We start from the raw sequence: 16,618 nt of genomic DNA on the forward strand, positions 1-16,618 counted from the left end.
CGATGCATCCTCATCTGGCCCGGCTGAACACCGCGCTGACGGCGGTGGACCCGGAGACGCCCAAGATCCAGGCCTGGGGCTACAAGCTGGCCGCCGTGCTGGCCGGCGGCGGCAGGCTGCTGGCCTGCGGCAACGGCGGCTCCGCCGCCGAGGCGCAGCACCTGACCGCCGAACTGGTCGGGCGCTACCGCGCCGACCGGCGCCCGTACGCCGCGATCCCGCTGCACGCCGACACCTCGTCCCTGACCGCCATCGGCAACGACTTCGGCATGGCCGAGCTGTACGCGCGCCAGGTGCGGGCGCACGGCCGCCCCGGCGACGTGCTGATGTGCCTGTCGACCAGCGGGACGAGCCGCAACGTGACCGAGGCGGCCGAGGCCGCGCGCGAGTGCGGCCTGACGACCTGGGCGCTGACCGGCCCCGGGCCGAACCCGCTCGCCGAGCTGTGCGACGAGGCCCTGACCGTGCCCGCGGACGACACCGCGACCATCCAGGAGGTGCATCTCACGGTGATCCACATGCTCTGTGACGTGATCGAGAAGGCGGTCGCGTGAGCGGACCACTCGTCATCGTCGGAGACTCCCTGCTCGACGTCGACGTCGAGGGCACCGCCGACCGGCTGTGCCCCGACGCCCCCGTCCCCGTCGTGGAGGGGCAGGCGGAGCACCGCCGGCCGGGCGGCGCGGGGCTCGCCGCGCTGCTGGCCGCCCGCGACGGCACGCGGGTGGTTCTGATCACCGCCATGGGCGACGACCCCTCCGGCCGCTGCCTGGAGGGCCTGCTGTCGCCTGCCGTCGAGATCGTGCGGCTGCCGCTGCGCGGCACGACCGTGCGCAAGACGCGGGTCCGCGCCCGGGGGCAGACGATGGTCAGGATCGACACCGGCGACGGCCGGGCGATGGGACGGCCCGGCCAGGTCGCCTCCGCCTCGGCGTTCGCCCGCGCGGCCGACGCCCTCGCCTCGGCGAGCGCGGTGCTGGTCGCCGACTACGGGCGCGGCGTGGCCGACCTGCTGCGCGAGCCGCTGCGCGGCCTCGGCGTGCCGCTGGTCTGGGACCCCCATCCCCGGGGGTCGCTGCCCGTGCCGGGATGCGCGCTGGTCACGCCCAGCGAGGCCGAGGCCCGCGGCATGTGCGAGGAGCCGTACGTCTCGCCGGAGCGCACCGCCCGCAGGCTGGTGCGCGACCTCGACGCCGAGGCCGTCGCGATCACGCTCGGCGAGCGCGGGGCGATGCTGGCCCGCCGCGGCGGCAGGTTCGGGCCGGTCCCCGTTCCGCACGTGGCGGCCGGCACGGACGCCTGCGGCGCGGGCGACCGCTTCGCCGCGGCGGCGGCGGTCGCCCTGGCGGACGGCGCGCCCACCGAGGACGCCGTCGCCCGCGCGGTCGGAGAGGCCACCAGGTTCGTCGAGGAGGGCGGGGCAGCCGCGCTGCGCCTGCCCCATCCCAGCCGGCACTGTCCCGCCGCCGAGTCGCCGGTGCCGTTCGCGCCCGGCGCGTCCGCCTTCGAGGTGGCCGCCGCCGTACGCGCCGCCGGGGGCCGCCTGATCGCGACCGGCGGGTGTTTCGACCTGCTGCACGCCGGGCATGTGAGCTTGCTGCGGCGGGCCCGGGCGTTAGGCGACGCCCTGGTGGTCTGCGTGAACTCCGACGACTCGATCCGGCGGCTCAAGGGACCGAGCAGGCCGCTGGTGAGCGAGCGCGACCGGGTCGAGGTGCTGCGCGCGCTCGGTTGCGTGGACGCGGTGACGGTCTTCGACGAGGACACGCCGTCGTGGGTCATCGAGCGACTGTACCCGGACGTGTGGGTGAAGGGCGGCGACTACGACGAGCGGTCGATGCCGGAGGCCGAGGCTGTACGCCGGGCCGGTGGGGAGGTCGTCATCCTGCCGACCGTGCCCGGCTACTCCACCACCGGCCTGATCGCCGCTGCCCGAGCCGCTTCGTGACATCGGCCGCCTACGAAAGGGATTTACCTCAATGGTGGGAAACGTATTGATCACCGGAGGCGCGTCCGGCCTGGGCCGGGCCACCGCCATGGCGGTCGCGAAGGCCGGCGGGCGGCCGCTGGTCGTGGACGTCAACGAGCCGGACGGCGGGTTCGACTGCGTACGGGCCGACCTGTCCGACCGCGAGCAGGCCGAGCGGGCCGTGCGCGAGCTCGCCGACCGGGCGGGCGGTCTCGACGGCGTCGTGACGGCGGCGGGCACCGACGCCTGCGGACGGCTGGAGGAGGTGGCCGCCGAGCAGTGGGAACGGGTGATCGGGGTCAACCTGCTCGGAACCGCCGCGGTGGTCCGGGCGGCCCTGCCGTATCTGCGCCAGTCGGGAGGCAAGGTCGTCACCGTCGCCTCCACACTCGGGGTGCGGGCGCTCAGCGACGCGACGGCCTACTGCGCCTCGAAGTTCGGCGTCGTGGGCTTCACCCGAGCCCTGGCGGCCGAACTGGCGGGGCAGGTGGGAGTGACCCTGCTGATCCCCGGCGGCATGCGGACGAACTTCTTCAACGACCGTCCCGACCAGTACAAGCCCGGCCCCGACGCCCGGCTGAACCAGCCGGAGGACGTCGCCTCCGCGATCCTGTTCGCGCTCGGGCAGCCGCAGGGCTGCGAGGTCAGGGAACTGGTCGTGTGCGCCTCCACGGAGACGTCATGGCCCTAGAAGATCCGCGAAGACCGGTTCTGCTCGCCCTGCGCGGGCTCGGGCTCGGAGACCTGCTCACCTCGGTGCCCGCGCTGCGGGCGCTGCGGCGGGCGCACCCGGAGCACCACTTCGTGCTGGCCACCCCGGCCTACCTCGGCGGGCTGCTGCCGCTGATCGGCGGCATCGACGAGCTGCTCGACGTGTCCGGCCCGGGGCCGGTGCCCTACGAGTCGCCGGACGTCGCGGTCAACCTGCACGGCAGTGGCCCGGAGAGCATCCAGGCGCTGCGCCGCACACGGCCGGGCCGCCTGCTCACGCACGCCCACCACCTGGTGCCGGGCCCGGACGGGCCGCCCTGGGAAACGGAGACGCACGAGAGGCGGCGGTGGTGCTCGCTGCTGGAGTGGTACGGCATCCCGGCCGACCCGGAGGACCTCGCGCTGGGCGACCCGGGGCCGGGCCCGCTCGCGGGCGGTGAGGTGATCATCCACCCGGGGGCGGCGTTCCGGGCGCGGCAGTGGCCGCCGGACCGCTTCGCCCAGGTGGCGGCCGAACTGGCAGGACAGGGCCAGCGGGTCGTCGTCACCGGCGGCGTGACCGAGATCGCGCTCGCCCGCCATGTCGCCCAGCTCGCCGGGCTGCCGGAGGAGTCCGTGCTGGCCGGCCGTACGAACCTGCCGGAGCTGGCCGCGCTGACGGCCCACGCGGCGCTCGTCGTCTGCGGCGACACGGGCATGTCGCACCTGGCCACGGCCGTCGGCACGCCCTCGGTCATCCTGTACGGCCCGGTGCCGCCCGCGCTGTGGGGGCCGCCGCCGGGCCGCCCGCACATCGCGCTGTGGGCCGGGCGCAAGGGCGACCCGCATGGCGACCGGCCATCGGAGGGCCTGCTCGAAATCGGAGTGCCCGAGGTGCTCGACGCCGTCAGGAGGTTGCGAGGAGTGGGGGTGCGGTGAAGGGGTCCCGTGTCGTGGTCACCGGGGGAGCCGGGTTCCTCGGCTCCTACCTGTGCGAACGGTTTGTGGAATGCGGTGCGGCGGTCGTCTGCCTGGACAACTTCCTCACCGGGTCGCCGCGTAACGTGGAGCACCTGATCGGGCGGCCCGCGTTCCGGCTCGTGGAGTGCGATCTCACCGGGTTCGTCCACGTGCCGGGCCAGGTCGACCTGGTGCTGCACTTCGCCTCGGCCGCGTCCCCCGCCGACTACCTGCGCCATCCGATCGAGACGCTGAAGGTCGGCAGCATGGGGACGCTGCACGCCCTCGGGCTCGCCACCGAGAAGGACGCGCGGTTCGTCCTCGCCTCCACCAGCGAGGTGTACGGCGACCCGCTGGAACACCCGCAGAAGGAGACATACTGGGGCAACGTCAACCCGGTCGGGCCGCGCAGCGTGTACGACGAGGCCAAGCGATTCGCCGAGTCGCTGACCACGGCCTACCGCAACTCGCGGGGGACCGACACCGCGATCGTACGGATCTTCAACACGTACGGCCCGCGGATGCGGCCCCACGACGGCCGGGCGATCCCCACGTTCATCCGTCAGGCGCTGCTGGGCGAGCCGATCACCGTGACCGGTGACGGCAGCCAGACGCGATCGATCTGCTTCGTGGAGGACACGATCGACGGCGTGCTCGCGCTGGCGGACAGCGACTTCGCCGGGCCGGTGAACATCGGCAACCCGGCGGAGATGTCGATGGCGGAGCTGGCGGAGACGATCCGCGACCTGGCGGGCTCGTCCTCTCCGATCCGGTTCGTCGAGCGGCCCGTGGACGACCCCGGCGTCCGCCGTCCCGACACCTCGCTCGCCGAGGAGCGGCTCGACTGGCGTCCGCGTGTCGACCCCGTCACCGGCCTGCGCCGCACCATCGACTGGTTCGAGAAGGAGCTCACCTCCTACTCCGTCGCCTCCTGACTCCGCGGCACCCGTACGAGGGCGTGGCGCAGCTCCTGGTCGGGTGGCTGCGGGGGTCGCATGTGCGCGCCGGTAGCCCGCCACTCCGCCGACGTCGACGTTGTGGCCAAGGCCGCTGTCCCACGGGTGCTCGTCGCCGAACCCGGCAAGCGCGGCGAGGTCGAACGCGGCGCGGGCATCCCGGGAGTCCAGGATCGCGCTGGCCTCGGTGAGCCCGGCGACGACGGCGGCGCGGCGACCAGTCCCGTCACGTGGACGAGAGGGCCTCGGGGGCCACGGGCCAGCGGAAAGCGACGTACTGGTGGGCTCCGGCGAGCCACTCGCCGGTCAGCCGCACCCCGGTCACCGGCTCCACCACGGTCATCGCGGCGGCCTGCCAGTCGTCCTCGTCCCCGGCCAGCAGTTCGGTCATGGCGCGCAGCTCAGGCTCGAGCACCGCGAAGTCGTCGCCGGTCCATTCATCCCAGAACATCGCGTCGAGGTCGACCAGCACCCGGCCGTCGGCCGCGTAGCTCAGCTGTTGTCGCCCTCCACGTTCCAGTAGACGCCGCACACCCGGCCGTCGCGGCTGAGCCGCCGCAGGACTTCGGGCAGGCTGCCCAGGAACCCGTTGTTCTCGAACAGCATCACGGCCGATCCGACCGGTCCCACCGACATGCCAGAGGGCGCCGGCACGTGCTCCGTCATTCGTCAGAACGGACTCTCAGAGCGTCGGCGAACCAGGTGAGGGCCGGGGTCAGCGCGTCCGGGGGCGGCCAGCCGTTGACCACCGCGAGCAGCCGGAAGTACGACTCCCTGCGCGGGTCGTTCGCGGTCTCCAGCAGGGTGAGCAGCCGGCGTCGAAGTGCGGCGTCGTCCTGGTGGCCGACCAGGTCGGCGTACTGTGCGGTCACGGCGGCGACGATCGCGCCGGCCTGAGGGGAGGCGCTGTCGACGCCCGCGGCGAGTGCGGGGGCGACGTGGTCGCGGACCATCGCCACCGCGCCCGGGCGCGGGACGTCTCCCCGGACGTGGTCGGCCAGATGCTGCTCGGCGACGCGCCGCATGAGCGCCCCGAACTCCGGGTCGGCGGCCAGCTCGGCCAGCTCGATCCACGCCTCGACCTGCTCGTCGTCGGGGTCGTCGGGCAACTCGGGGGTCATCGTGCGCCTGATCCCCGTCAGGTCGGCGTCCAGTCCGCCGAAGGCGGCGTCGAGGAAGCCGTCGATCAGGCGTCGTCGCTCGTCCTCGGAGAGCCCGGCGAGTCTGTGCATGAGATCCATCTCCTCAGGGGTGGAGCCGCGCCGTGCCACCGCCGTCGCCACCGCGCGCCGTAGGCGCAGGACCCGGATCTGCGTCGCCAGCGCCTCGGCGTGCGCCGCCGCGACCTGGGCCAGCGTGGTCTCCCGGTCCAGGACTTTGCGGATCGTGGGAAGGTCGATCCCCAGGTCGCGCAGCGTCCGTACGAGGTCCAGCCGGGCGACGGCGTCGATGTCGTAGAGGCGGTAGCCGGCCGGGCTGCGGCCGGTGGGCGGCACGATCCCGCAGTCGGAGTAGAACCGGATGGCCTTGACCGTCAGTCCGGTCCGCCGTGCCAGCTCACCGATCGAGTAGAGCGTGTCGCCGTCCATGCCCCCACCCTCGCGTCTCCCCCTACTGGAGACTCAACTCCGCTGCTCCGTGGCGACCGGCTCAACATGTCGGTGGGCGCGGTCAAGCACACGTCTCCGGCGCGCCGGCCAAGCTCGGCCTGCTCAACCGGATCCTGCTCGCCCACGACGCGCGGGACTGACCGCGTGGAGGGCGCGGTCGACGACGGCCTCCAGGCTGCCGCCGTGGGCGCCGTGCCAGTAGATCCGGCCACAGACGAGGCAGCGGGCGAACTCGTCGTAGCTGCGCCGGGTGCCGGGCTCCAGCGCATCCTCCACGTCGGCCTTGCCGACCTGGGCGAGTGGCCCGTTGCAGGCCGTGCAGCGGGTCCACGGAGCGAGCGGCGGCCGGAAGCGGTCGAGTACGTCGAGGAACTGGTCGTCCGGCCGGGCACCGCGCACGTACGCGCCGAGCCGCAGCGACCGGCGCCGCAGGATGCCCCGGTCCTGCGTGAGCAGCACCCGGTCCTCGGCGTTGGCCTGCTCGATCAGCGCGTCGTCGTCCATGTCGTTGCGGTACGCGGTGTCCAGGCCGACCAGGCGCAGCCGCCGCGCCAGCGTCCCCAGGTGGACGTCGAGGACGAACCGGCAGCCCGGCACGGCCTGGGGCCTGGGCACGGGCGGCACCTCCACCACCTCGTCCGGGCGCGGCCGGTGCGACCGCTCGACCGGGCGGCCTCCCACGACCGGCTCGCCGATCTCGGTCAGCGGAACGCCCGCCGACTCGATCACATGGCCGAGCGAGGACGTCCCGTCGTACGGCAGGAGCAGCTCGGGCCGCCGGTTGCGCGGCGCGAGGAAGATCCACAGCTCGGGCGAGAAGCGTACGGACACCTCCATGCCCCCAGCATGCCCCCCGCCGCAGGGGAACGGCCGCCGGTCATCGGCCTTCCGCCGTCAACGCGTCCAGTGCCGTCTGGAGGAAGAGCCGCACCGCGGCCATGTGCCGCTCGTCGAATCCGGACAGAACCCCGACCGTCCTGTCGATGAGCGGGCCGAAGTAGCTCCATCCCAGCTCCTTGGCGCGCTCCTCGACTCTCAGCAGGACCCGGCGCCGGTCCTTGACGTCGCGGACCCGGCTGACCAGGCCGAGCCGTTCGAGCCGGTCGACGACCCCCGTGGTGCCCGCCGAGTTCAGGCCCAGCCCGGCGCCGAGGAAGCCGGCGGTGGCGTCGATCCCGGCCCGCTCCGCGTCCAGCAGGCAGATGAGCGCCCGCACGTCGGTGACGTGCATGCCGTGCTCGGCCGCGAACTCCGCCTGGCGCAGGCCGTACTCCACCGCGACCGCCCGCAGCAGATGGAAGATCTCCATCTCCGGGCCCTCGTGCTCGCGTGTCGCCCCTGGCGTCATGGGCAGCCTCTCCTCGTCCTATTATCTCGTTCAACAAGATTATCGCTCACCGAGTAATTTCCGGAGGCGGCCTTGAAGAGCATCGACGAGGCGTTCTACGCGGCGTACGACGCCGTCCTGGCGGCGAACTGGCCCGCCTCAACGGAGTCGGCCGCGATCAGCACGCCCTACGGCACGACCCACGTCAACTCGGTCGGCCCCGCGGACGCGCCGCCGGTGGTCCTCCTGCACGGCGGCGGGACCACCTCGACCGTCTGGTCCAGCACCGCGAAGGCACTCGGCACGGCGCACCGGGTGCATGCGGTCGACACCGTCGGCGAGGCGGGCCGCAGCGCCGCCGGGGAGCGCGCGGTCCGCAGGCTGGGCGACCAGATGGCCTGGCTCGACGCCGTGCTCGACGGACTCGGCGCTACGACGGTGTCCATGTGCGGGCACTCCTATGGCGCGTGGAGCGCCCTCCACTACGCGTCGCACGCGCCCGGCAGAGTGAGGGCGCTGGTGCTGGTCGACCCGACGAACTGCTTCACCGGTTTCTCCCGCCGTTATCTCCTGCGCGCCCTGCCGATGCTGCTTCGCCCGACCGTACGGCGACGCCGCGCGTTCATCGACTGGGAGACGGGGCGGACGGCGCTGGACGAGAGGTGGCGCCGCCTCAACGATCTCGCCGCCGGCTTCCCCGCCGCCCGGCCCCTGACCGGTCCGCGTCCCGGCCCGGAGGCGCTGCGGGCGCTGCGGCCCTCGGTGCTGCTTCTCCTGGCCGAGCGCAGCCGGGCGCATGACATCGGCCGGGTGGCCGCCTCCGCCGCGGCGCTCCTGCCCCGCGTGGAGACGGCCGTACTGCCCGGCGCCACACACCACACCCTTCCCCTCGCGGCGCCACCCGAGATGGACGCGCGCATCGGGGAGTTCCTCGCCGCGCACGGGCGGGGCGACTGAGCTGACAACGCACTACCGGGGCACGAACCAGTGCTGGGGGCGGGGATCGGTGTTCTGCCAGATGTGCTTGATCTCGCGGTATTCGTTGAGGCCGGTCGGGCCGAGCTCCCGGCCGACGCCGGACTGCTTGAACCCGCCCCACTCCGCCTGCGGCACGTACGGGTGGTAGTCGTTGATCCACACCGTGCCGTGCCGCAGCCGCGCGGCCACCCGCTGCGCCTTGTCCGCGTCCGTCGTCCACACGGCCCCGGCCAGCCCGTAGTCGGTGTCGTTGCCCAACGCGACGGCCTCGTCCTCACCGGAGAACCGCTCCACCGTCAGCACCGGCCCGAACGACTCCTCGCGGACCACCCGCATGTCGCGGTGGCAGCCGTCCAGCACCGTCGGCGGGAAGAAGTATCCCTTTCCGTCCAGGCGCCGCCCGCCGCAGCGCAGTTTCGCGCCCTCCGCGATCCCCGCCTCGACGTACGCCTCGACCTTGGCCAGATGCTCGGCCGAGATCAGCGGCCCGGTCTCGGCCTCGGGGTCGAACGGCCCGCCCAGCCTGATCCGCTCGGCCCGGCGCACCACCGCGTCCACGAACTCCTCGTGGATGGAGTCCTCCACCAGCAGCCGGGCGCCGGCCGAACACACCTGCCCCGAGTGCAGGAACACCGCGGTCACGGCGAAGTCGACGGCGGTGTCGAAGTCCGCGTCGGCGAACACGATGTTGGGGTTCTTGCCGCCCAGTTCCAGGGCGACGCGCTTGACCGTCTGCGCGGCCGAGGCCATGATGCGCCGTCCGGTCGCCAGCCCGCCGGTGAACGAGACCATGTCGACGTCCCGGTGGTCGGCCAGCGGCGCGCCGACCTCAGCTCCGGCCCCGAGCACCAGGTTGCCCACCCCCGGCGGCAGCCCCGCCTCCTCCAGCAGCCGCATCAGCAGGATCGCCGTGGACGGCGTCAGCTCGCTCGGCTTGAGCACGAAGGTGTTCCCGGCGGCCAGCGCGGGCGCCACCTTCCAGGAGGTCTGCAACAGCGGGTAGTTCCACGGCGTGATCAGGCCGCAGACCCCGACCGGCTCGTACACCACCCGGCTGATCGCATCGGCGCGGCCGGTGTCGACCACCCGTCCGGCGTCCGTGCCGGCGATCCCGCCGAAGTAGCGGAAAGACGCGATCACATCGTCGACGTCGTACTCGCTTTCCACCACGCGTTTGCCGGTGTCCAGCGACTCCGCCCGCGCGATGTCGGCCTTGTCCCGCTCCAGCAGACCGGCCACCCGCAGCAGCAGCGCCCCGCGCTCCCGCTCCGGCGTACGCGGCCACGGACCCTCGTCGAACGCTCGCCGGGCCGCCGCGATCGCGGCCTCCGTGTCGGCGCGGGTGGCCTCCGCGACGGTGGCCACGTGCCGTCCGTCGGCCGGGCAGTGGATCTCGCGCCGGCCGCCCTCGGCCGCGTCGCGCCACTGCCCGCCGATGTGCAGGTCCTTCATGTCAGGCGTCCTTCCTGTGCCGGTAGAACTCCACCGGCTCGGGGGCCAGGGGAGTGTTACCGAGGATCAGGTCGGCCGCCTTCTCCGCGACCATCATCACGGGCGCGTAGATGTTGCCGTTCGTGACGTAGGGCATCACCGAGGCGTCCACGACCCGCAGGCCCTCCAGGCCGTGCACCCCCATGGTCAGCGGGTCGACCACGGCCATCTCGTCCACGCCCATCTTCGCGGTGCAGGAGGGATGCAGGGCGGTCTCGCCGTCCTTCGCCACCCAGTCGAGGACCTGCTCGTCGGTCTCGACCTCACGGCCGGGGGACAGCTCGCCGCCGTTGAACGCGTCCATCGCGGGCTGGCTGAGGATGTCGCGGGCCACCCGTACGGCCTCGACCCATTCGCGGCGGTCCTGCTCGGTGGACAGGTAGTTGAAGCGCAGCGCGGGCTTCACGCGGGGGTCGGTGCTCTTGATCTTCACCGAGCCGCGGGCGTCGGAGTACATCGGCCCGATGTGCACCTGGTAGCCGTGCCCGCCGGCCGGCGCCGAGCCGTCGTAGCGCACGGCGACGGGCAGGAAGTGGAACATCAGGTTGGGGTAGTCGACGTCGTCGTTGCCGCGTACGAAGCCGCCGGCCTCGAAGTGGTTGGTCGCGCCGGGGCCCTTGCGCAGGAACAGCCACTGGGCGCCGACCATCGGCCGGTTGCGCCACTTCATCGCGGGCTGCATCGACACCGGCTGCTTGCAGGCGTACTGGATGTAGACCTCCAGGTGGTCCTGGAGGTTCTCGCCGACGCCGGGCAGGTCGTGGACCACGTCGACGCCGTGCGCCTTCAGGTGGTCGGCGTCGCCCACGCCGGAGAGCTGCAGGAGCTGCGGGGAGTTGATCGCGCCGCCGCAGAGGATGACCTCCCCGGCCCGCACCCGCTTGCCGTCGAACTCGACGCCGACCGCGCGCTTGCCCTCGAACAGGATCTTCGTGACGAACGCGCCGGTCTTGACCGTCAGGTTCGGGCGGTTCAGCACGGGGTGGAGATAGGCCCGCGCGGCCGACAGGCGGCGCCCGCGCCGCACGTTGCGGTCGAACGGCGCGAAGCCCTCCTGGCGGTAGCCGTTCACATCGTCGGTCAGCGGGTAGCCCGCCTGCTGCACGGCCTCGAAGAAGGCCCCGAACAGCGGATTCCTGGCCGGGCCGCGCTCCAGCACCAGCGGCCCTTCGTGCCCGCGCATCGGGTCCGCCGCGTCGGCGGCCAGGCAGTTCTCCATCCGCTTGAAGTACGGCAGGCAGTGCGCGAAGTCCCAGGTCTCCATGCCCGGGTCGGCCCCCCAGCGCTCGTAGTCCATGGGGTTCCCGCGCTGGAAGATCATGCCGTTGATGCTGCTCGACCCGCCGAGCACCTTCCCCCGGGCGTGGTAGATCCGCCGGCCGTGCATGTGCGGCTCGGGCTCGGACTCGTACTTCCAGTCGTAGAACCGGCTGCCGATGGGGAACATCAGCGCGGCCGGCATGTGGATGAACACATCCCACAGGTAGTCGGGACGGCCCGCCTCCAGCACGAGGACGCGGTTGGAGGGGTCGGCCGACAGCCGGTTCGCGAGAGCGCTCCCCGCTGATCCACCGCCGACGATGACAAAGTCATACATGTCCGCCTCCCGGGCAGGATGATGTTGATATGCGCAATAGAGTGCAGCATTCGCAACGTCACGGGTCGGACCCCGAGACCGTGGGGCCCGACGAGGCCGCCGCGCGGTCCGAGGGGAGCGGCGGCGTCCAGTCGGTGGACCGGGCCGTGACGATCCTGGAGATCCTCTCCCAGCGCGGCGAGGCCGGCGTGAGCGAGGTCGCCGCGGAGATCGGCGTCCACAAGTCCACCGCGTTCCGGCTGCTCGGCGCCCTCGAGGCACGCGGCCTGGCGGAGCAGGCCGAGGACCGCGGCAAGTATCGCCTCGGCTTCGGCATCGTCAGGCTCGCCGCCGGGGTGGCCGCGCGGCTCGACCTCGTCCAGCAGAGCCGCCCGGTGTGCCGGCGGCTCGCCGAGGAGATCGGCGAGACCGTCAACATCGCCGTCGCACGGTCCCACTACGCCATCAACCTCGACCAGGTGCGCGGCCAGGCGGCCGTGACCGCGCACAACTGGGTCGGCCAGCCCACCCCCCTGCACGCCACGTCGAGCGGCAAGGTCCTGCTCGCCCACCTCGACGAGCGGCGCCGCGAGCGGCTCATCGCCGCCGCCGGGCTGGAGCGCTTCACACCCGCCACGGTGACCGACGCCGCCGAACTGCGACGGCAGCTCGACGAGACACTGCGGCGGGGCTACGCGGTCACCGTGGAGGAGTACGAGATCGGGCTGAACGCCATCGCCGCGCCCATCCGCTCCCACGAGGGCGAGGTGGTGGCCGCCGTCAGCGCCTCCGGTCCGGCCTACCGGTTCAGCGAGGAACGCATGCGCGAGCTCGCGCCCGTGCTCGTCGCGGGCGCGGCCGACATCAGCCACCGTCTCGGCCACGCGGGGTGACGGGGGTCATCGCATGCCAGGTGCCGGAGGGACGTCCCTGACGGGACGCGACGGCGCTCATCGCGCCCCGGCGGGCTCGTTCACGCGGCGCCGCCACCGGGTGAACGAGCGCGGCTGGTCGACGCCGAGCACCGCGACCGTGCGGCCCTCCCGCCGGTAGACGGCCAGGAAGCGGCGGGACGCGAGGTCGCCCTCCTCGACGCTCACCTCGTCTCCCGGCAGCGTGTGCCCGGCGAACTGCACGCGCATGCCGTACTGGTCCGACCACAGGTAGGGCGGCGCGAGGCCGTCCGGCACGGCGGCGCCGCCGGACAGCAGCGTCTGCGCGGCCGTCGCGGGACGCCGCGCCGCGCCGGTCCAGTGCTCCACGCGCAGGTGGGCGCCGAGAGCGGGGTCGAACCAGGCGGCGCAGTCGCCGACCGCGACGACTCCAGGCACGCTCGTCGCGCCGCCGGTGTCGCAGAGAACGCCGTCGCCGACCCGTACTCCGCTGCCGTCGAGCCAGTCCACCGCCGGCCGCGCGCCGATGCCGGCGAGGACCACGTCGGCGTCCAGGCGGCGCCCGTCCTCCAGCAGCACGCCGTCGACGCGTCCGTCGCCGGTCAGGGCCCGTACGGCGGCGCCGCAGATCAGGCGCACCCCGTGGTCCTCGTGCAGCCCGGCGAGCGCGGTGCCCATCTCGGACCCGAGCGCGCGGGCGAACGGCGCGGGCGCCGCCTCGACGATCGTCACGTCGAGCTCGAGCGTGCGGGCGACGCAGGCGACCTCGGCGCCGATGAAGCCCGCCCCGATCACCACGAGCCGCCGGGCGGCGTCGAGATCGGCCCGCAGGGCCGCCGCGTCCTCGATCGTGCGCAGCGTGTGCACCCCGGCGAGATCGCCCCCGAGGGTGCGGGCGACCGCGCCGGTGGCGATCACCACGCCGTCGGCCTCGACCGCGGAGCCGTCGGCGAGCGTGATGCGCAGCGGCGGGCCCTGTTCCAGTCCGGTGGCGGCGACGCCCAGGCGCCACTCGGCGTCGAGGTCCTCGCCGTCGCCCTCCAGGGCGAGGTCCGCCGTCGTCATCTGGCCGGCGAGGAACTCCTTGGACAGCGGGGGCCGGTCGTAGGGGCGGTGCGCTTCGGCCCCGACGATCGTCAGGCGCCCGCCGAAGCCCTGGGCGCGGAGCGCGCGGGCCGCCGACAGCCCGGCGAGCGACGCGCCGACGATGGCGACGGATTTCACGGCACCCTCACGGCGTCTCAGGCCGACCCGGTGCGGACGCCGGGCGGGAGGTTCGGCGGCAGGTCCGACGGCACGACGAAGACGGTCTCGTCCTGGACCACCACCTGGTGGGTGCGCACCGGAAGCTTCGCGGGAGGGGCGTCCACCCGGCCCGTCCGCAGGTCGAAGCGCGACGCGTGCAGGGGGCACTCCACCTCGCACCCCTCCAGCCACCCGTCCGCGAGCGAGGCATCCTGGTGCGTGCAGGTGTCGTCCACCGCGTACAGTTCACCGTCCTCGGTGTGGAAGACGGCGATCGGGGGATCTGTCTCGATTCGGAGGGCCTCGCCCCTGGGCAGGGCGGCGAGGGGGCACGCAGGAATCATGCGAGGGTTCCCAGTTTCGTAAGGTGGAACAGGAAGCGCTATACGCAACAGATTGAGCGGAGATCGCGCCAAAGTCAAGGGGCGACATAGCACCTGGAGGGTGATAAGCGCGACTCAGGTCCACGCGCAGGTGAGGCCCCTGTAGACCGCGGAAACCGGGAAGGCCGGAAAGGCGTACGGCCCCGCCGCCGGTCGCCGGGAGGGCGACGGGCGGCGGGGCCGTACGCGGGGGTGGAGTGCCGGTCTGGCCGGGGGTGGGGGTCAGGTGGTGACGGTCGTCCGGCCGCGCACCTGCAGGACGGTCAGCAGGCCGACGACGACGGTGACGGCGCCGGTGATCCAGGCGGTCCACGCCGAGGCGGAGTCGCCGTCGAAGCCGAACGCCCATGGGGAGACGAACAGCAGGGCGCCGAACGCCGCGGTCACCCAGGAGCTGGCGCCGCCCGCGCCCAGGATGGACCACAGGGCGGAGACGACGAGTAGGGCGCCGAGGACGAGGAGCGGCTGCGTGGCCGCCTGGGCATCGGCCCAGAAGAACGACGCGAGCACCGCGACCAGTCCGGCGACGAGGGCGACGATGTCGGACAACGATCTCGTGAGATCCATCCGTGCCTCCGTACGGGAGAGGTGACCTATGACCTGACGGTCTGCCTGATTGACCGCCCGGTCAACAATCCGCTACGTCAGGATTTCCTAACCCTGCGTCACTTTGTCAGTTCTCCGGTGTGCCGCCGTAGCGGGCGATCAGTGCGCTGGCCTCACGCAGGAGCGCGGCCTGCTTCTCGATTCGCCTGCGGCGCCGAGAGCGGGTCACCCGGATGGCGAGGAAGGCGAGGATGAGGAGGGCGAGGAGAGCGAGCTGCGGCCACGGGACTGCCCAGACCGTGGTGTCGATCGCCACGCGCTCGGCGGTGATGCCCGGGAGCGGCTTGCCCGCGGGGGCGGGAATCGCCATGACCGTCGTGGTGATCGATCCCATCGGCCAGGCGCCGGTCACCCGTGCGGTGAACGTGCGGCTGCCGCCCGGCATGATCTCCCTGGCCTTGGCTTCGGACGTGTCGTCCCAGGTGCTCTCACCCACGAATGTGGACGTCAGGACCCGGGCGTCGGGGGCCAGCCGGACGTTGCCGACATTGGCGAGGGTGTAGGTCACCTCGACCGATCCCGAGGCGAAGGGGTTCCACGACCCCAGGTATTCGGCCCGCAGATCGGTCACGGCGACCTTGGCCACATAGTTGCCGGTCACCCGGATGTTCAGCCGGACGCCCACCCGGTTCTGGACCCGCACCTGGCCGGAGACCGTGTCCACGGACGCGGTCACGCCCGCGGGGTGGTCCCCGGGCGTCGCGTTCTGCGGGATCGAGACCTTGACGGGCACGACGGCGGTGGCTCCGCCGGCGATGGTCACCTTGTCGGGGACTTCGACCCACGATCCGCCGTCGGTCGGTTTGGCGTCCGACGGGCGCATGTCGAAGTAGCCCTTGGAGGTCAGGTAGCCGTCGTTGGCGTCGATCGCGAAGTCGACCGGCTGGGTGGAGCGGTTGACGACCGCGATGTGCTCGGTCACCTGCTGCCCGCCGGCGAGATCGATGTCGATGACGCTGCGGCCGTCGGGGCCGTTGGCGTCGGCCGGTACCACCGACCAGGTGGTGTCGGCGTTCGACGGGGTGGCGAATGCGAGCAGGGCGACCAAGACGGTCGCGCCGACAGTGTGCAGGACGGCGAGGAGGGCGAGGGCGCCCCGCGAACGGCCCTTGGTCAACGAAGGTGTCTCCTGTCTCATTGCAGATGTCCGGACCGTGGGCCAGACTCGCACACGGTCCGGACGTCCACAGCGGGCGACGGCGTCCCGCCTGCGGCTCAGGACTGGTTGAACAGCGACAGCGTCAGGGTCGAGTGGTACTCGCCGGCGGCGACGTCGACCGGGGTGCGCAGGGCGAGGTCGGCGTTGACCTGGGAGGTGCCGATCTCGTCGGCGGAGTTCGCGATCGAGGCGAGCAGCTCCTGGCCCTCCAGACCCACGGTGGGGGCTCCGGTGCCGTCGGAGATGACGCTGGAGACCGGCTCACCGGCCGACACCGCCCCGGTGGAGGAGTCGCTCAGCAGGCGCGGCTTCCATCCCAGGTACTCCGGGCCGATGGTCTTGGCGGAGTCGCCGGTCGCGGTGAACTGGCTGGACTGGCCGACCACCGCCCAGAACTCGCCCGCGGGGATCTCCTCGGGCAGGCGGGTGTCGGTCACCGTGACCGTCGGCAGGGTGCCGGTGAACTGGCGGGCAGCGGCATCCGAGCCGTTCTCCGTGAGGGCCACTCCGTTGTTGTCGGCCACGGTCATCGACAGCTGACCGGGAGTGCGGATGGGCTCGATGTTCACCGACACATCGATACCGTTGCCCGGGTCGTCATCCGCGAGTGCGGGACCGGCCAGGCCGGCGCCGGCGAGCGCGAGGCCGAGCACCGACGCGGCGAATATCTGGGTGGTCCTGTTGATTTTCATGTGATCGCTCCATTTATGGGGGGCGGGGCCGGCCGGCTGGTCGGCCGGCCGGCCCCGGTTGTGCTAGGGCGGTGTCCTCGTCG

Annotated in this window: 19 protein-coding genes; 7 read left to right on the forward strand and 12 right to left on the reverse strand. The window is 72.8% G+C overall.

Going from position 1 to position 16,618, the window contains the following annotated elements:
* Positions 1-2: 2 nt before the first annotated feature.
* Genes ACQEVJ_RS08665 through ACQEVJ_RS08685 form a run of 5 tightly spaced genes read left to right on the forward strand, consistent with a single transcriptional unit; the run spans position 3 to position 4,554 of the window.
* Positions 3-554, forward strand: coding sequence for a D-sedoheptulose-7-phosphate isomerase (locus ACQEVJ_RS08665; protein WP_433098950.1), 552 nt, complete (start codon positions 3-5; stop codon positions 552-554).
* Positions 551-1,948 carry a PfkB family carbohydrate kinase gene (locus ACQEVJ_RS08670; RefSeq protein ID WP_433098952.1) on the forward strand — a complete coding sequence of 466 codons (1,398 nt, stop codon included), beginning with the start codon at positions 551-553 and terminating at the stop codon, positions 1,946-1,948. The genes ACQEVJ_RS08665 and ACQEVJ_RS08670 overlap by 4 nt, the downstream gene beginning before the upstream one ends.
* Before the next feature lie 31 nt (positions 1,949-1,979).
* Positions 1,980-2,660, forward strand: coding sequence for an SDR family oxidoreductase (locus tag ACQEVJ_RS08675; protein WP_433098954.1), 681 nt, complete (start codon positions 1,980-1,982; stop codon positions 2,658-2,660).
* The gene (locus tag ACQEVJ_RS08680; protein WP_433098956.1) at positions 2,651-3,598 is read left to right on the forward strand and encodes a glycosyltransferase family 9 protein; all 948 of its coding nucleotides are present in this window, start codon (positions 2,651-2,653) and stop codon (positions 3,596-3,598) included. The genes ACQEVJ_RS08675 and ACQEVJ_RS08680 overlap by 10 nt, the downstream gene beginning before the upstream one ends.
* Entirely contained in the window at positions 3,595-4,554 is a 960-nt protein-coding gene (locus tag ACQEVJ_RS08685; protein WP_433098958.1) for a UDP-glucuronic acid decarboxylase family protein, read from the forward strand. Before ACQEVJ_RS08680 ends, ACQEVJ_RS08685 begins: the two co-directional genes overlap by 4 nt.
* Positions 4,555-4,801: 247 nt before the next feature.
* Here the strand turns inward: ACQEVJ_RS08685 and ACQEVJ_RS08690 are convergent, their stop codons facing one another.
* From ACQEVJ_RS08690 to ACQEVJ_RS08710, 5 genes are all read right to left on the reverse strand, one after another.
* Positions 4,802-5,107 carry a hypothetical protein gene (locus tag ACQEVJ_RS08690; RefSeq protein WP_433098960.1) on the reverse strand — a complete coding sequence of 102 codons (306 nt, stop codon included), beginning with the start codon at positions 5,105-5,107 and terminating at the stop codon, positions 4,802-4,804.
* Positions 5,068-5,241, reverse strand: coding sequence for a hypothetical protein (locus ACQEVJ_RS08695; protein ID WP_433098962.1), 174 nt, complete (start codon positions 5,239-5,241; stop codon positions 5,068-5,070). The genes ACQEVJ_RS08690 and ACQEVJ_RS08695 overlap by 40 nt, the downstream gene beginning before the upstream one ends.
* Complete coding sequence (locus ACQEVJ_RS08700) at positions 5,238-6,164, reverse strand: MerR family transcriptional regulator (protein ID WP_433098964.1); 927 nt, start codon at positions 6,162-6,164, stop codon at positions 5,238-5,240. The genes ACQEVJ_RS08695 and ACQEVJ_RS08700 overlap by 4 nt, the downstream gene beginning before the upstream one ends.
* 123 nt (positions 6,165-6,287) lie before the next feature.
* On the reverse strand, positions 6,288-7,022 hold the full coding sequence (locus ACQEVJ_RS08705; RefSeq protein WP_433098966.1) for a Mut7-C RNAse domain-containing protein: 735 nt from the start codon (positions 7,020-7,022) through the stop codon (positions 6,288-6,290).
* Positions 7,023-7,062: 40 nt separating this feature from the next.
* Positions 7,063-7,533 carry a MarR family transcriptional regulator gene (locus ACQEVJ_RS08710; RefSeq protein ID WP_433098968.1) on the reverse strand — a complete coding sequence of 157 codons (471 nt, stop codon included), beginning with the start codon at positions 7,531-7,533 and terminating at the stop codon, positions 7,063-7,065.
* 72 nt (positions 7,534-7,605) lie between these two features.
* On the opposite strand from ACQEVJ_RS08710, the gene ACQEVJ_RS08715 reads away from it, so the two are divergent.
* Complete coding sequence (locus tag ACQEVJ_RS08715; RefSeq protein ID WP_433098970.1) at positions 7,606-8,469, forward strand: alpha/beta fold hydrolase; 864 nt, start codon at positions 7,606-7,608, stop codon at positions 8,467-8,469.
* 12 nt (positions 8,470-8,481) lie between these two features.
* Here the strand turns inward: ACQEVJ_RS08715 and ACQEVJ_RS08720 are convergent, their stop codons facing one another.
* A complete protein-coding gene (locus ACQEVJ_RS08720) occupies positions 8,482-9,942 on the reverse strand; it encodes an aldehyde dehydrogenase family protein (protein WP_433098972.1) in 1,461 nt (486 codons plus the stop codon).
* A gap of 1 nt (position 9,943) precedes the next feature.
* Positions 9,944-11,578: a choline dehydrogenase gene (betA, locus tag ACQEVJ_RS08725; protein WP_433098974.1), complete on the reverse strand. Its 1,635-nt coding sequence runs from the start codon at positions 11,576-11,578 to the stop codon at positions 9,944-9,946.
* Between the two features lie 41 nt (positions 11,579-11,619).
* On the opposite strand from betA, the gene ACQEVJ_RS08730 reads away from it, so the two are divergent.
* Positions 11,620-12,450 (forward strand): IclR family transcriptional regulator, encoded by an 831-nt coding sequence (locus ACQEVJ_RS08730; RefSeq protein ID WP_433098976.1) that lies wholly within the window; start codon positions 11,620-11,622, stop codon positions 12,448-12,450.
* A gap of 57 nt (positions 12,451-12,507) precedes the next feature.
* Here ACQEVJ_RS08730 and ACQEVJ_RS08735 read toward each other — a convergent pair whose 3' ends face one another.
* The 5 genes from ACQEVJ_RS08735 to ACQEVJ_RS08755 all read right to left on the reverse strand — a co-directional run bounded on the left by ACQEVJ_RS08735 (position 12,508) and on the right by ACQEVJ_RS08755 (position 16,535).
* Complete coding sequence (locus tag ACQEVJ_RS08735) at positions 12,508-13,674, reverse strand: NAD(P)/FAD-dependent oxidoreductase (protein ID WP_433098978.1); 1,167 nt, start codon at positions 13,672-13,674, stop codon at positions 12,508-12,510.
* Positions 13,675-13,691: 17 nt separating this feature from the next.
* Positions 13,692-14,039: a bifunctional 3-phenylpropionate/cinnamic acid dioxygenase ferredoxin subunit gene (locus ACQEVJ_RS08740; protein ID WP_433098980.1), complete on the reverse strand. Its 348-nt coding sequence runs from the start codon at positions 14,037-14,039 to the stop codon at positions 13,692-13,694.
* A 261-nt stretch (positions 14,040-14,300) separates the two neighbouring features.
* A complete protein-coding gene (locus tag ACQEVJ_RS08745) occupies positions 14,301-14,645 on the reverse strand; it encodes an SPW repeat domain-containing protein (RefSeq protein WP_433098982.1) in 345 nt (114 codons plus the stop codon).
* Between the two features lie 106 nt (positions 14,646-14,751).
* Positions 14,752-15,801, reverse strand: a complete 1,050-nt coding sequence (locus ACQEVJ_RS08750; protein WP_433098984.1) for a COG1470 family protein — start codon at positions 15,799-15,801, stop codon at positions 14,752-14,754.
* Between the two features lie 98 nt (positions 15,802-15,899).
* Positions 15,900-16,535: a hypothetical protein gene (locus ACQEVJ_RS08755; protein ID WP_433098986.1), complete on the reverse strand. Its 636-nt coding sequence runs from the start codon at positions 16,533-16,535 to the stop codon at positions 15,900-15,902.
* Positions 16,536-16,618: the final 83 nt, after the last annotated feature.

The organism is Microbispora sp. CA-102843, from assembly GCF_050936215.1.
Lineage (GTDB): Bacteria > Actinomycetota > Actinomycetes > Streptosporangiales > Streptosporangiaceae > Microbispora.

What these genes read in the sequence shown, in the direction of transcription:
- ACQEVJ_RS08705 (WP_433098966.1), bottom strand. Translation starts at nt 7,022, where the DNA reads ATGGAGGTGTCCGTACGCTTCTCGCCCGAGCTGTGGATCTTCCTCGCG.
- ACQEVJ_RS08710 (WP_433098968.1), bottom strand. Translation starts at nt 7,533, where the DNA reads ATGACGCCAGGGGCGACACGCGAGCACGAGGGCCCGGAGATGGAGATC.
- ACQEVJ_RS08755 (WP_433098986.1), bottom strand. Translation starts at nt 16,535, where the DNA reads ATGAAAATCAACAGGACCACCCAGATATTCGCCGCGTCGGTGCTCGGC.
- ACQEVJ_RS08665 (WP_433098950.1), top strand. Translation starts at nt 3, where the DNA reads ATGCATCCTCATCTGGCCCGGCTGAACACCGCGCTGACGGCGGTGGAC.
- ACQEVJ_RS08720 (WP_433098972.1), bottom strand. Translation starts at nt 9,942, where the DNA reads ATGAAGGACCTGCACATCGGCGGGCAGTGGCGCGACGCGGCCGAGGGC.
- ACQEVJ_RS08745 (WP_433098982.1), bottom strand. Translation starts at nt 14,645, where the DNA reads ATGGATCTCACGAGATCGTTGTCCGACATCGTCGCCCTCGTCGCCGGA.
- ACQEVJ_RS08740 (WP_433098980.1), bottom strand. Translation starts at nt 14,039, where the DNA reads ATGATTCCTGCGTGCCCCCTCGCCGCCCTGCCCAGGGGCGAGGCCCTC.
- ACQEVJ_RS08695 (WP_433098962.1), bottom strand. Translation starts at nt 5,241, where the DNA reads ATGACGGAGCACGTGCCGGCGCCCTCTGGCATGTCGGTGGGACCGGTC.
- ACQEVJ_RS08680 (WP_433098956.1), top strand. Translation starts at nt 2,651, where the DNA reads ATGGCCCTAGAAGATCCGCGAAGACCGGTTCTGCTCGCCCTGCGCGGG.
- ACQEVJ_RS08700 (WP_433098964.1), bottom strand. Translation starts at nt 6,164, where the DNA reads ATGGACGGCGACACGCTCTACTCGATCGGTGAGCTGGCACGGCGGACC.
- betA (WP_433098974.1), bottom strand. Translation starts at nt 11,578, where the DNA reads ATGTATGACTTTGTCATCGTCGGCGGTGGATCAGCGGGGAGCGCTCTC.
- ACQEVJ_RS08675 (WP_433098954.1), top strand. Translation starts at nt 1,980, where the DNA reads ATGGTGGGAAACGTATTGATCACCGGAGGCGCGTCCGGCCTGGGCCGG.